This window comes from Arthrobacter sp. CAN_C5, from assembly GCF_017875735.1.
Taxonomy (GTDB): domain Bacteria; phylum Actinomycetota; class Actinomycetes; order Actinomycetales; family Micrococcaceae; genus Arthrobacter_D.
The window spans coordinates 3346751-3360082 of sequence record NZ_JAGGMZ010000001.1 but is presented as its reverse complement, the minus strand read 5'-3'; the positions used below and the strand labels follow the sequence as shown (position 1 = coordinate 3360082).

Annotated in this window: 14 protein-coding genes; 8 read left to right on the top strand and 6 right to left on the bottom strand. The window is 64.9% G+C overall.

The window, feature by feature from the left end:
- Nucleotides 1-9 precede the first annotated feature (9 nt).
- The 4 genes from H4V95_RS15725 (at nucleotide 10) to H4V95_RS18830 (ending at nucleotide 3862) form a co-directional block, all read left to right on the top strand.
- Nucleotides 10-1491: a PucR family transcriptional regulator gene (locus tag H4V95_RS15725; protein ID WP_209731038.1), complete on the top strand. Its 1482-nt coding sequence runs from the start codon at nucleotides 10-12 to the stop codon at nucleotides 1489-1491.
- A 31-nt stretch (nucleotides 1492-1522) separates the two neighbouring features.
- Complete coding sequence (locus H4V95_RS15720; RefSeq protein ID WP_209731037.1) at nucleotides 1523-2461, top strand: acetamidase/formamidase family protein; 939 nt, start codon at nucleotides 1523-1525, stop codon at nucleotides 2459-2461.
- Nucleotides 2462-2552: 91 nt separating this feature from the next.
- Nucleotides 2553-3596: an iron-containing redox enzyme family protein gene (locus H4V95_RS15715; RefSeq protein ID WP_209731036.1), complete on the top strand. Its 1044-nt coding sequence runs from the start codon at nucleotides 2553-2555 to the stop codon at nucleotides 3594-3596.
- An 80-nt stretch (nucleotides 3597-3676) separates the two neighbouring features.
- On the top strand, nucleotides 3677-3862 hold the full coding sequence (locus H4V95_RS18830; protein WP_395939877.1) for a CDGSH iron-sulfur domain-containing protein: 186 nt from the start codon (nucleotides 3677-3679) through the stop codon (nucleotides 3860-3862).
- A gap of 18 nt (nucleotides 3863-3880) precedes the next feature.
- Here the strand turns inward: H4V95_RS18830 and H4V95_RS15705 are convergent, their stop codons facing one another.
- Complete coding sequence (locus tag H4V95_RS15705) at nucleotides 3881-4429, bottom strand: GNAT family N-acetyltransferase (RefSeq protein WP_209731034.1); 549 nt, start codon at nucleotides 4427-4429, stop codon at nucleotides 3881-3883.
- Nucleotides 4430-4530: 101 nt separating this feature from the next.
- Nucleotides 4531-5619, bottom strand: a complete 1089-nt coding sequence (locus tag H4V95_RS15700) for an alkene reductase (protein ID WP_209731033.1) — start codon at nucleotides 5617-5619, stop codon at nucleotides 4531-4533.
- Between the two features lie 103 nt (nucleotides 5620-5722).
- On the opposite strand from H4V95_RS15700, the gene H4V95_RS15695 reads away from it, so the two are divergent.
- A complete protein-coding gene (locus tag H4V95_RS15695; RefSeq protein ID WP_209731032.1) occupies nucleotides 5723-6052 on the top strand; it encodes a helix-turn-helix transcriptional regulator in 330 nt (109 codons plus the stop codon).
- A gap of 221 nt (nucleotides 6053-6273) precedes the next feature.
- The gene (locus tag H4V95_RS15690) at nucleotides 6274-7236 is read left to right on the top strand and encodes a nuclease-related domain-containing protein (RefSeq protein ID WP_209731031.1); all 963 of its coding nucleotides are present in this window, start codon (nucleotides 6274-6276) and stop codon (nucleotides 7234-7236) included.
- 22 nt (nucleotides 7237-7258) lie between these two features.
- Here the strand turns inward: H4V95_RS15690 and H4V95_RS15685 are convergent, their stop codons facing one another.
- The 4 genes from H4V95_RS15685 to H4V95_RS15670 all read right to left on the bottom strand — a co-directional run bounded on the left by H4V95_RS15685 (nucleotide 7259) and on the right by H4V95_RS15670 (nucleotide 10542).
- On the bottom strand, nucleotides 7259-8122 hold the full coding sequence (locus H4V95_RS15685; RefSeq protein WP_209731030.1) for an HNH endonuclease: 864 nt from the start codon (nucleotides 8120-8122) through the stop codon (nucleotides 7259-7261).
- An 84-nt stretch (nucleotides 8123-8206) separates the two neighbouring features.
- Nucleotides 8207-8785 carry a DoxX family protein gene (locus H4V95_RS15680; protein ID WP_209731029.1) on the bottom strand — a complete coding sequence of 193 codons (579 nt, stop codon included), beginning with the start codon at nucleotides 8783-8785 and terminating at the stop codon, nucleotides 8207-8209.
- 96 nt (nucleotides 8786-8881) lie between these two features.
- Complete coding sequence (locus H4V95_RS15675) at nucleotides 8882-9541, bottom strand: cyclopropane-fatty-acyl-phospholipid synthase family protein (protein WP_209731028.1); 660 nt, start codon at nucleotides 9539-9541, stop codon at nucleotides 8882-8884.
- Nucleotides 9538-10542, bottom strand: a complete 1005-nt coding sequence (locus tag H4V95_RS15670; RefSeq protein WP_209731027.1) for an NAD(P)/FAD-dependent oxidoreductase — start codon at nucleotides 10540-10542, stop codon at nucleotides 9538-9540. Before H4V95_RS15670 ends, H4V95_RS15675 begins: the two co-directional genes overlap by 4 nt.
- Nucleotides 10543-10608: 66 nt before the next feature.
- On the opposite strand from H4V95_RS15670, the gene H4V95_RS15665 reads away from it, so the two are divergent.
- Nucleotides 10609-11196: a helix-turn-helix domain-containing protein gene (locus H4V95_RS15665; protein WP_209731026.1), complete on the top strand. Its 588-nt coding sequence runs from the start codon at nucleotides 10609-10611 to the stop codon at nucleotides 11194-11196.
- A 206-nt stretch (nucleotides 11197-11402) separates the two neighbouring features.
- Nucleotides 11403-13319: an L-lactate permease gene (locus H4V95_RS15660; RefSeq protein ID WP_209731025.1), complete on the top strand. Its 1917-nt coding sequence runs from the start codon at nucleotides 11403-11405 to the stop codon at nucleotides 13317-13319.
- Nucleotides 13320-13332: the final 13 nt, after the last annotated feature.

Below are 13332 nucleotides of genomic sequence, written 5' to 3'. Positions count from 1 at the left end.
GTGGACCTAATGATTATTGCTGACCTGCTGTCCGAAGACACCCTGCAACTCCGGTTGCACACGCCCACATCGAGCGACCGGTTGGCCCGGGAGATCAGTTGGTGCGCCCCCGCGGAAACGATCGACCCCACGCCGTTCCTGAGCCGGAACGTCCTCCTCCTGACCAACGGTATCGGCCTGAATATCGAAGATGACCGCACCTGGTCGGCATACGTGGAACGGCTGGTTTCGGTGCAGGTAGCCGCGGTGGCGTTTGGTACCGGATTCGCCCACCGCCTGATCCCGCCGGGGCTGGTGCGGGCGGCAGCAAACCATGATCTGCCACTGCTGGAAATTCCTCGGTCTGTCCCGTTCCTGCAGGTGCATCGCCACGTCACCAATGTGTTGCAGGCCGAACGTTTCACGGCGGTCACCCGATCATGGGACCTCGCCCAGATGTGCGCTGGTCTCGCATCATCGGGCGCCAGGCTCGCTGTCATCCTCGATGCGGTCACAGCGACTGTGAGGGGTGAAGTGGCAATTGTCGACGCCGTCGGTGCCGTGATCGCCAGGTCGCCGGAGCGATCAACCTGGAGCCAGGAGGACTTGGAGCTGGCAGCATCGGCTGGAGTGGACGCCACGGTTCCGCTGCCGATGGGAACCGGGGATTCTTTCCAGTTAGTGGTCCGAGGCGCAGAGGTGGAGCATCCCGTATCCACCCTGCTGGCGCCCGTTGCATCGATCATTGCCGTGCAGTTGCAGACCGCGCTGCTCACCACCACGTCCAAGCAATCCGAGCTGATGACGCTGCTGGACCAGGTGGCCGACTGGAATGGGGTTGCGTTGGAGCAGTTCGCCGAGACCGTGCGGTCCACCGGGCTCCTCAACGACGAGGCGACGGTCGTCATCGCGGTCCGCACCGGCCACGGCACCCTGTCTGACGCGTGGAAGACCCGGCTTATGCTGCAGTCAGCGTTCGACGTCGTCAGGGTGCAGGTGCGTGGCGGGACCCTGTTCGCGTTCGCCCAGCGGCCACAGGCGACCGGTGCGCAAACCGAAGACCTTGAGCCGCTGCTGTCCTGGTTCATGAAGGAGATGCCGGGCCAGGCAGTGGTGCTCAAGGGTCCGTGTGCGAGCAGCGATGAATTGCGACTCGGCGTCTACCAGGCTCAGGAATTGCTGGCGGCTGTGAGGGGGCCAACCATCGCCCCGGAGCTGGGGATCAGCGCTCTAATCGCTTCGACCGCCACCCACGGAGCGAGGGCCGGCGCGCAGAAGCTCCTGGCCCCCGTGGTCGCCTACGATTCGACGCATTCGCTGGCACTGCTAGACACCCTCGAATGCTTCCTCGCCCACGATGCGCAACCGTCCCGCGCCGCCGCGAGCCTGTACATTCACCGGAACACTCTGAGCCAGCGGATCGGCAAACTCGAAGGGTTGTTGAAGTTGTCCCTCTCCACCTTGGAGGGGCAAGCGACCTGCCTGATGGCCTTGCGGATCCTCAAGAACTGACCCTCCCATCAGAGCGTCGTAGGCTGACCCCATGACCATTCCCTTCCTTAAGCCGACCCCGGACACCACCACACAGGTGTTCTCGCGCGACGCGCCACCGGTGCTGACCGTCAACCCGGGCGACTCGGTGCGGGTCAGGTCCCTTGACGCCTGGGGGCATCTGGAGCACCAGACCGTTCCCGGGGAGGATAAACCACAGCTCTTCCCCGAGCGGAAGGGACACTGCCTGACCGGCCCCATCGCGGTGGCGGGCGCGAAGCCGGGGGACATGCTGGCGGTCACCTTCGTGTCCCTGACCCCGGATACGTGGGGCTTCACCAATGCCGGACGGAAGGATGACGCCTTCACCCGGCTCCTCGACGTCGAGGGCGGCACCCCGCAGTGGCTGCTCTGGGATATCGACGTGCCTCAGGGCACCGCCACTAACCAGCTGGGCCAGAGCGTCAAGCTCAACCCGTTCCTCGGCGTCGTCGGCGTCCCGCCGAACCGCCCCGGCAACTTCGCGACCACCCCACCGCGCGCCGACGGCGGCGGCAACATCGATTGCAAGGAGCTCACTGCCGGGTCCACCTTGTTCCTGCCCGTGACCGTCCCGGACGCACTGCTGAGCATCGGCGACGGCCACGCGGTACAGGGCGACGGTGAGGTCGGCGGCACCGCAATCGAGTGCGGGATGACCACCGACCTGGTGCTCGACGTCGTCCGAGACGCGCCGCTGCAATCCGTGCATGCGCTCACCCCGACGGCGAAGATCACCTTCGGCTTCAACGCGGACCTTAACCTCGCGACGGCCGGGGCGCTCGCCGCGATGCTGACCTGGATGCAGCAGCTGTACGGCATGGAGCGCACCCAGGCGCTCGCCCTCGCCAGCACCGTCGTCGACCTGCGCATCACGCAGATCGCCAACGAAACGTGGGGCGTTCATGCGGTGCTGCGCCACGATGCCGTGCAGGCATCCGCCCTCGGCTGAACCCTCCCTCCAGGAGCGCAGTCCAACGAATAGCAAGTATGCTGATCACCTGCGATACCAACTGTTTGACTGCCTACGATAGGGGTCCGTCATGAAGCAACCTCAGCCTCGCGGTCCGGTGAGCTCACTGCTCCTGAACATTTTGAACGGATCGGCGCACCGCAGCGCCGATGCGCCAATCCCGGCCAGCGACCTTGTTCCCGCCGTGCTCGACGCCATCACGGCGACGGATGATTTCGCGTTCGACGACGATCTCCAGCTGACCCTGTTCTGCCTGTTCGAACTGCACTACAGCGGCATCGATGGCACCGGCTCCGACTGGGAATGGAATCCGGACCTGATTGCTGCCCGGGGTCTGCTGGAGCAGGCGTACGAGGCGCAGCTTCGATCGGCCACGACCTTGCCCGAACTGCCCGCGCCCACCAGCGCAGCCGTCGCAGCCAGCCTGTTCGAACTGACGGGCGCCGACGGGGGTCCGAGCATGTCCCGCTACGTCGCCAAGCGGGCCACCGAGGAACAGATCGGTGAGTTTCTGATCCAGAAGTCCATCTACACGCTCAAGGAAGCCGACCCGCACACCTGGTCCATTCCCCGACTCACCGGCCGGGCCAAGGCGGCGATGGTGGAAATCCAGGCGGACGAGTACGGGGGAGGAGCGCCCGACCGGATGCACTCCGCCCTGTTCGCCCAGTCAATGCGCGGCGCCGGGCTGGACGACAGCTACGGTCACTACCTCGACGCCGTCCCCGCCATCACCCTTGCGTCGTCGAACATGATGTCGCTGTTTGGGCTCAACCGACGCCTCCGTGGTGCGATTGTGGGTCACCTTGCCGCCTACGAGATGACTTCATCGCTCGCGAACCGCATGTATGCGCGGGGGTTCCGGCGGCTCGGGTACGACGACGTCGTGTCTGCCTACTTCGATGAGCATGTGGAAGCCGACGCCGTGCACGAGCAGATCGCCGGCCGGGACATGGCCGGCGGGCTGGTCGAATCCGATCCGGATCTCCTCGAGGACGTGTTCTTCGGCGCTGCGGCGGCCGCCGTCGTCGACACCTGGATGACCGGCCACATCCTTGACGCCTGGAACGCCGGTGCATCTTCTCTCTATTCGCCCGCCACGGTAGACGCGTGAGCGGATGTGAGCGGGACGCGCGCGACGACGACGGCGCCTCCCCGGACGACGGTCCGACGCCCGCCAACTCCCGGCAGACCATCGTGGCGTTCCCCAACGGTCCGCTGTTGGTGCGGGGGGACTTCGACATTGTCGACCCTGACGGCAACCAGCTGCGCCGTAGCCGCAAGACCGTCGCGCTCTGCCGGTGCGGGGCGTCCATGCTGAAGCCCTACTGCGACGGCAGCCACAAGATGATCAACTTCAAGACCGAGCCCGAAAGTTAGGTTCGTCCTTTCGGCGGCTTAGCACTCCGGCAGCGTCAGTTCGAGGATGAAGTCGTGCTCGACGCAGGCGCCCAGTCGGAACGTCTTGACTCCCACCTTGGTGAAGCCGTGCTTCTCGTAGAAGCGGATCGCACGAAGGTTTTCGTTGTTCGTTCCCAGCCATGCCGCCTGCACGCCGGTCTCCGCGGCGGCCTTCAGGGTTGCCTGCATCAGGGTAGATGCCTGTCCTTGACCGTGATGGTCCGGGTGGACGTAGAACTTGCTCACCTCGATGGTGGGGAACGTCGACAGGGCGGAGCGCACCCCGGCGTCCGTCGGGTCACCGTGGATAAGCATGCTGAAGCCGTCGAGGCGGTCACCGTCGCGCAGGCACAGCAGGGTCTTGGTTGGATCGGCGAGGTGTTCGCGGAACTTCCCGGCGGAGAGCTCAGTGGCGATGTGGTGGGCGATGTCGTCGGGCTGGGACGAGGCGGGGCAGGCCAGGGGAAAGGTGATGGCGGCGAGGTCGGCGAGCCGATCGGCGTCCTCGGCGGTCGGCCGATCAATGTGTAGATTCACGGGATTCATAATCCCATGCCGGTTCAGCACCTGCCATTATGACGCGAAACGCACCAATCCCGTCTGCCTCCCGCCGCGCGTTTCGGCAGTAGGCAGACGGGTACGCTGAACTAGGAGCTGGTGACGAGGGTGGGGTAGTCGGTGTAGCCCACCTCGGTGCCGCCATAGAATGTGCTGCCGTCGGCTTCGTTGAGCGGAGCATCGGTGGCGAGCCGCTCCACGAAGTCCGGGTTGGCGATGAACATGCGGCCGAACGCGATGAGGTCCGCGCCGCGTGCCAGCCACTGGTCAGCACGTTCCTTGTCCGCTGCCTCCTGGTTCTGGACCAGGGGTGACGGGTTGACGATAAGAGTCCCCTCCCAGAGGCCCAGGATGCGCTGATTGACGTTCTTCTCGCGGGCTTCGACGATGTGAAGGTATGCAGGGCCCAGGGGAACCAGCTGCTCGAGGAGGGACGTGTAGGTGTCCATGACGTCATCTTCGGAAATGTCATTGAAGTCATTACCGGGGGAGAGGCGGAAGCCCACTCGTCCTGCGCCAATAGCTGCCACGACCGCCTGCATCACTTCGACCAGGAAGCGGGTGCGGGCAACAGGCGAGCCGCCGTATTCATCGGTGCGCTGGTTGGTGCCGCTTGCGAGGAACTGGTGGGGCAGGTACCCATTGGCGCCGTGGATTTCGACGCCGTCGAACCCGGCTTCGACAGCGAGGCGCGCAGCCGTGGCGTAATCGGCGACAGTGTCGGTGATGTCCTGCACGGTCATCGCCTGCGGGACCACAAAGTCCTGCATCCCATCAGCGGTGAAGACCTGGCCGGCCGGGCGGACGGCTGAGGGTGCGAGGGGGACCTGACCGTCGGGCAGCAGGCTGGGGTGGCCGATGCGGCCGGTGTGCATGATTTGGGCGAAGATCTTGCCGCCTTCGGCGTGGACGGCCTCGGTGACCGAGCGCCAGCCGGTAACTTGCTCAGCAGTGTGGAGACCGGGGGTAAAAGGGTATCCCTGGCCTACGGCATTGGGCTGCGTCCCCTCGGTGATGATCAATCCGGCCGATGCGCGCTGCGCGTAGTAGGTGGCCATCATCTCGGTGGGGACACCGTCGTCATTGGCGCGGGAGCGGGTCATTGGCGCCATGACGGCGCGGTTCGCGAGCTGCAAACCACCGACGGTGGTGGTGTCAAAAAGTGTTGCGTCAGCCATGGCAATGCCTATCGATCGGTTGATTGGTACGATAGTCAACGTACAACGATAAAAGCCTTAGTACAACTTTGATCGTACTAGTTCGAATTTTGAGGAAGTCACCATGAGCGCAGAATCCCTTCCACGGCAGGTGGGGCACCCTTCGGCAGAGGAGTTCCTTCTGACGGAGGTGCTCCAGGCGCTTTCAGACCCGCTCAGGTTGGACATTGTTGCGGTGCTGGCCGAGTCGGACGCCGAGCTGTCCTGTAGCGCGTTTCATCTTCCCGTGACGAAATCGACCAGCACACACCACTTCCGGGTGCTTCGTGAGGCGGGCATTGTGAGGCAGCGCTATGAGGGTACCGCCCGAATGAATAGTTTGCGCCGGGATGACCTGGAGGCGGTCTTTCCGGGGCTTCTAGCATCAGTGCTTGCCTCGGCGCATCGGCAATAGGTTCCGAGGCGTTAGCCTCTTAGCGGCTCGTTTATTCGCGATATCCCTTGCTCCTTATCAACGCCGGGGTATTGCAACGGGCCGACTAGAAATTCAGGCTGGCTGCGTCGTCCCGCCTCACTAAGAAGGGGCTAATTCCTGATGCTCTCTTGCGCGAATACTGCACCACTCCAATCAAGTGCGGATCTAGGCTGGGATCAGGATCTGATGGGGGATGAGCGATGGCTGCTGGTGCTGGAGCGACTGAACAGGCGCGCCTGGCCGCTGAACGTGTCATTCGCCTGAAGCGTGAGTTAGCAGACGCCCACGTGGCCGTTCAACGCTTGCAGCAACAGGTTCAGCACGCTGAGCGTGCCGAACGGGCGTGGAACGCTGGCGCTGCGGGCGAGTTGTTGGTGGCCGACCGCCTTGATCTGCTTTCAAGCGACGGCTGGCTTGCTCTGCACGATGTGCACTGGCCGGGCAGGCCAAAGGCCAACCTCGATCACCTCCTTGTCGGGCCGGGCGGCATAGTGATTGTCGATGCCAAAAATTGGTCCGGCGAGGTTCAACTTCGGCGCGGTGAACTGACCCAGAACGGTTCGGTCCGGTCCAAGGAGTCGGCTTCCGCCATGGACCAGGCGGGAGCGGTTGCCGCACTCCTTGAACCTCAACATCGGCAGCTCGTCCAAACCTGGCTGTGCATGGTGGGGCATCCGGATCTCAAGGTTGTGACGGGAGCTGGAGTACGGGTCGAGGGGTTGAACACGATCTCGGCATCGGTACTGGAACTGCCGAAAGTGCTGGAACCGGAATTCGTCGGTGCCATCCACCACTACCTCCTGCAGCTTCTAGGCGGAGAGCGGAGCCCGGCCCTGCTGACAACCGCGGGTCTGGCATCGGCAGATGGTGCTGGCGCTACCCTGCAGCAGCGCCGTTTGGCGAGCGGACGTATGCGGTCCCAACAGGCTGACAGGTCGATCGGCCCCACAGGGGTGAGGCGTTCACAGGGCACCAGGCCTCAACGGCGGAAGTCGGGACGATCGAAAAAGAAGCCAGGCTGCCTGGCCGTATCGGCTCAGCTAGCGGCAATCGGTGTGGCCCTGATCTTTTTGGTGAACCTTATCGGTGGGCCGGATCCGTCGGATGTGATGGTGCCGCAACCCACTCCCACGGTGAGCCAACCCGCCGATAGCGCCGGATGACCGGCCACCCGGGGCAATACATCTAGGACCCGAGGATCCGGGCAGCATCCTCCTGAGCGCGCAGCTCCACCGGGTCGACAACGGACCCCTCCAGATGAATCGACGGGCGAATCAGCCGCCGCAACTCGGCCGGCGAATACGGCTCAGGCGTTCGCCGGTGCGCCATCGCGTGGCAGTTGGGGCACAACGGAACGAGGTCGGTGAGCGGATCCAACACATAGTTGGCATCCACCCGCAACCCCGGCACAATGTGGTGGACCTGGATGAACCCGCGCCCCACCTCCCCATAGGATTCCTCGAAGTTGAACCGGCAGACGGCGCAACTGGTCCCGTGGTGAGCGATGCACTGCCGGAGGGCGTCGGGATCGCGTTCATGCCGGTTCACCGCGATCCGGGTGAGCGCACTGGTCGGCAGGGTGCCGGGGATGGAGGTGACCGGATCAAACGCGGACGACGGCGCATGTTCGGCCCATACCGTCCTCAGCAGCAACTCGTCCCCGGGAGCGAGTGACGTTCCCGACGGCGGATCGGCGTCCCACCCGACCCCCGGCACCCGGTCGAGCAGCACCGACTCCGTGATGTGCTCACCGCGGGGGAGCAGCAGGTCCAGGTCGACGGTGAGGGAGCCGCCGTCGTCGGCTGAACGGTCGGCCGTGCCGAGGGAGGACGGGGCAACGGTGCCGTGCCCAAGAAGACCGCGCTCGTGAGCACCCTGCAGAAGGATCCAGACATCGGCCCCAGCAGCAACAAAAGGGAAAGACACCGGCCAGCGGATCGACACGACGCTGTCGTGACGGATGGTGTCAGCCGCTGAGGCGTAGGCGAATTGCCACCCCTCCCGGTGATCCGGGTCCCACCCGAGCATGATTGCCGTCATGGCACTCATTGTGTCACCAGCGATTGTGCCAGCAGCCTTAACGCCAGAGGCCGCACACCGGAACTCCGGTGCACGGCCTCTGTGAGGTACTGCCTACGCTGGGTCGGTCGAACCCTCGGCGACGGGAGTCTTCTCCGACTCTGACTTGGCGTCGCCCGCCAGGGTCTTGTGCCGGCGGTAGAGCTGGATGCCGATCGCGACGGGGATCGCAGCCAACGCGGTGGCCCGCATCCACGGCCGGTCCAGGACGTGCCCGGTGACCGAGTCCAGCGAGACGGCGCCCGCACCCGCAATAGCGAACGATGCCGCTGCGATGCCCAACACCACCGGGTACTCGAACCCGCCGTCGGACGCGAAGAAACCGTTCGGGGTGTGAACGCTGGCGGCGACACCCATCGTGGTTGCCGCGGCAGCACCGGCTACCGGGGTGCCCAGGCCGACGGCGAGGGCCAGACCCGCTCCGGCCTCGCCGACTCCGGCCAACACAGCGCTGGTCTTGGCCGGGCGGAAGCCCATGGCGTCCATGCCCTTGCTGGTGCCGTCGATGCCTCCGCCGCCGAACCAGCCGAACAGTTTTTGCGACCCGTGCGCCACCAGGACGCTGCCCAGGGCAACCCGGAAGATGGTCTGCGCGGTGGTCGCAGCGACAGGCGTGTGTGCTTGATACGTCATGGAATTCCTTAAGTGTGGGGGTGTGATGCTGCGAGCAGCTCCCCTTCTATAAGGCATGGAGTCCTCGAATCCTTCCCGAGGGCAAGACAATGTTCCCTACGCCTTCCGGCGCGCGCTCAGCACGGCGTCGTGAATGGTGATCGCCTCGCCGTCGTGATCCTGCACCCGTTCCCGGGATTCGGTCGCAATCTCCCACTGCCCCGGATCGAGCAGCGGGGCGATCTCCTCCGCCGAGTAGAAGAGGTCAAGCCGGGGCGGCCGGTGCGCGCCGGACTCCATGTCGCTCGGGTGGTGTCCCACGATCAATAGGGTGCCACCCGGAGCGACAGCCGATGCCAGCCGGGTAAACAGGGGCTCACGCTCGGCCTTGGGCAGGTGCAGGAACTGGGCGGTAACGAGGTCAAACGACAGCTCCTGCGGGGCCCATCGCAACAGATCCTGGCGGTCCCAGGTGATCCGGGCGGCGGAGTCCTCGTCGGCTGCCGCCATGGCCGCCCCACGTGTGAGCGCCACCTCGGAGATGTCGACGGCGGTAACCGTCCAGCCGCGGCGGGCCAGCCAGATCGCGTCGGCACCCTCGCCGCTGCCGACGTCGAGCGCTCTCCCTGGCGTCAGCTCAGCCGCCTCGGCGACCAGCTGCGGGTTGGGCTGACCACTCCAGGCAGCGGGCCGCTCGTTGTAGAAGGTGTCCCAGTAGGTCTGGTCGTACTCGGTGGGCGGGTGATCATCGTGGCTGTGGTGGTTGTGGGAGGTCATGCTGCGGTCACCTTCGTTTGATTGGCGTCACGGGTGCTGCGGTGTGCCGCGAGGTCGCGCTGCAGCTCGTCTTCCATGAGACTCATATTAATCATCGCGCCTGTCCACGAGCCTTCGGCCGCCGACGCGAGCACCTGCGCCATCAGGTTCGCCGCGTTCCCAACGGCCCAGACGCCGGGAACGTTGGTGGCACCGGCATCACCAGTGGCGATGAAGGTCCCCAGGCCAGATTCGTGCGCGACCGTCGCCACGCCCAGATCAGCGAACACGTCGGCGCGGGCGTTGAAGGTCGGCCCAACGACGACGGCGTCCAGCGGGATGGTCCGGCCGTCGTCGAGCGCGACGCCGCGCAGCGAGTCCTCCTCGACTGTCAGTTCCCGGACGGTGCCCTCGACCACGCGGGTACCCCGGGCGGCGATCTTCTCCAGCTCCTCGGCGGAGGGCCTGGGGTTGGTGTGGAGGAACAGGGTGATGTCAGTGCTCCACTGCCGGAACAACAGGGCCTGGTGTGAGGCCATCGGGCCGGTGGCGAGAATGCCGATCGCCTGGTCGCGGACCTCCCAACCGTGGCAGAACGGGCAGTGCAGCACGTCGCGGCCCCAGCGCTCGCTGACGCCGGGGACGTTGGGCAGCCCATCAATCAGGCCGGTCGCGATCAGCAGGCGTTTGCCCGTGACGACCTGACCGCTGGCGAGGGTGACGGTGAAGTCCTCGCCGTCGCGGCCAGCGGCGATCACCTGCCCGTCAATGATGATGCCGCCGTAGGACTCGACCTCGCCGCGGCCGATCGCCAGCAGTTCGACGGGCTTCATACCGTCCCGGGTCAGGAAGCCGTGGACCCCCGCGGCGGGAGCGTTGCGTGGCTCGCCGCCGTCGATGATCGCGACCGAGCGGCGGCAGCGGCCGAGCATCAGCCCGGCACTCAGGCCAGCGGCACCGCCGCCGACGATGACGACGTCGTACCTGTGGGCGGATGTGAATGAAGTGGTATGTGTGCTCATGTCCTTCATCCTGTGCCCACACCTCAAGGAGTGCAAACATCTTTGCTGAGATGGCAAACTAGGGCCATGGACAAAGCAATCGATGAGGCGCTGGCCGCAGTCGGGCCGCGCCTGAAGGCCCTCCGGATCCGCCGGGACATCACCCTGACCGCGCTCGCCAAGGCCACCGGCATTTCGGTCAGCACCCTCTCGCGGATGGAAACCGGCCAGCGGAAGGCCACGCTGGAACTGCTGCTACCCCTAGCGAAGGTGCATCAGGTACCGCTTGATGAGCTGGTGGGAGCCCCGACCACCGGAGATCCGCGGGTACACCTGCGCCCGATCACCGCCAGCTGGGGCACGTTGATACCGCTGACCCGCAAGCCCGGCGGCATCCAGGCGTACAAGCACATCCTGCCGGGCGGTACAGGGCGGGAGACGCCGACGCAGCAGGTGCACGAGGGGTACGAGTGGCTCTACGTGCTGAACGGCAACCTGCGGCTGGTGCTGGGGGACCGGGACATCGTGCTGCCGGCGGGGGAGGCTGCCGAGTTCGACACCCGGACGCCGCACTGGTTCGGCCGGGCCGATGACAACCCGGTGGAGTTCATGAGCCTGTTCGGTCGGCAGGGTGAGCGGATGCATTTGCGGGAGGTGTCCGACGACGGCGCCTAGCTGACTACCGCTTGTCGCAGAATCGGACCATCGCGGCCGATTACACGTGCCAACCATTGACTGATCCTGTGGTCAGACCTAAGGTCTTACTCGTTGGTAGAAAACTTATTCCACGATGTGGAAGGCATTCGTCGCGCGAAATGCGCGGTCGGTAGCGTTCATCATCGTGGAGTCATGCGGTAGCCACAGTCAAAGGGGACTGGTTTATGGATAATCTTGCGGTGCTTAGTTTATTGGCGTTGGCGCCGATCCTGGTGGTGGGGGTATTGCTAGCGGGGTTCCGCTGGCCAGCGAAATACGCCATGCCGGTCGGCTACGTGCTGGTGGTGCTGGTGGCGCTGCTGGTTTGGGAGATGGATTTCACGGGCATCCTCGCGGCGTCGCTCGAAGGGTTGATCGTTGCCGGGACTCTGCTCTATATCGTCTTCGGTGCGCTGCTGTTGCTCTCGACGCTCACCATCGGTGGCGCCATGGCGAGCATCAGGGCGGGTTTCAATAACATCTCGGCTGACCGCAGGGTGCAGGCCATCATCATCGGCTGGCTGTTCGGTAGCTTCATCGAGGGTGCGTCGGGCTTCGGTACGCCGGCCGCCGTCGTCGCCCCATTGCTTCTCGCCATGGGCTTCCCAGCGATGGCAGCCGTCATGGTGGGTCTGATCATCCAGAGCACACCGGTGAGTTTCGGCGCGGTCGGTACGCCCATCCTGGTCGGTGTGACCAATGGCCTGGGTGGGGATCCGGCAGTGGACGAGCGCATCGCCGTCCTCGGGCTGACCATGCCGGAATATGTCTCGAACATCGGCTTCCAGGTGGCAGCCATCCACGCCATCGTGGGCATCCTGATTCCCCTGATCCTGGTCTGCATGCTCACCGGGTTCTTCGGACCGGAACGCCGCTTCCGCGACGGCCTGGCCGTCTGGCCGTTCGCCATCTACGCCTCGCTCGCGATGACCATCCCGTATGTGACCGTTGCGCGTTTCCTCGGACCGGAGTTCCCGTCCTTGTTCGGCGGGCTGATCGGGTTGATGCTGGTCATGTTCACCTCCAGCAAGGGCTTCCTGATGCCGAAGGACACCTTCGACTTCGGACCGCGCTCCTCCTGGTCCGACCGTTGGATGGGCACCATCGAACCGTCCGAGGCAACCGACGTCCGGACCCACATGAGCATCATCAGCGCCTGGTCGCCCTACGTGCTGATGGCGGTCCTGCTGGTAGGCACCCGGGTGATCGCTCCGCTGAAGGAGTTCCTGACCGGAATCCAGATTCCCTTTGAGAACATCCTCGGCACGAGCATCACCACCAATGTGCAGCCGTTCTACTCGCCGGCGTTCCTGATGATCCTCGCCGCTATCTTCGGTTACCTGATTCACCGGATGAGCGGGAAGCAGATTGCCCAGACGCTGAAGGTGTCAGGGAAGCAGTTGGCTGGCACCGCGGTCGCCCTGCTGTTCGCCGTCCCGCTGGTGCGGGTGCTGATCCAGTCGGGTCCGGACCTCAACGACTCGGGCCTCTCAAGCATGCCGGTCACCCTGGCCGAGGGCGCCGCAGCCATATCCGGAGTCTCGTGGCCGGTCATCGCGCCGTTCATCGGCGCGCTGGGGGCGTTTGTTGCCGGGTCGAACACCGTGTCGAACCTGACCTTCGCCCAGTTCCAGTTCTCCACCGGTGTGGCCATCGGTGTTCCACCTGAGCAGGTTGTCGCCGCACAGGCGGTGGGCGGTGCCGGTGGTAACCCGATTGCGATCCACAACATCGTTGCGGCCTCCGCGACCGTTGGCTTGCTGGGCCGGGAGGGTGACCTGCTGCGCAAGACCATCCTCGTGACCCTTTACTACTGTGTGGCGGCAGGAGCTGTTGCGTCGCTGTTCATCTTCGGTCTGGGCCTGAATCTCGGCACCTTTGTGCTGGCGGCCCTGCTGATCGGGCTGGTCTTCCTGGCCCGATGGATGATGCGCTTCCAGGGTAAGGATGCGCTGTCGCTGGTCGGTGGTGGATCCGTGAATGGTGATGGTTCTGTCAATCGTGATGGTGCAACGACCGGTAGCGGTTCGACTACCCGCCGTTCGGCCGGGCGCGGTTCGACATCGGGGGATGACGACGTCGACAACCGGGATCGGCTCTAAGCCACACCGGCGT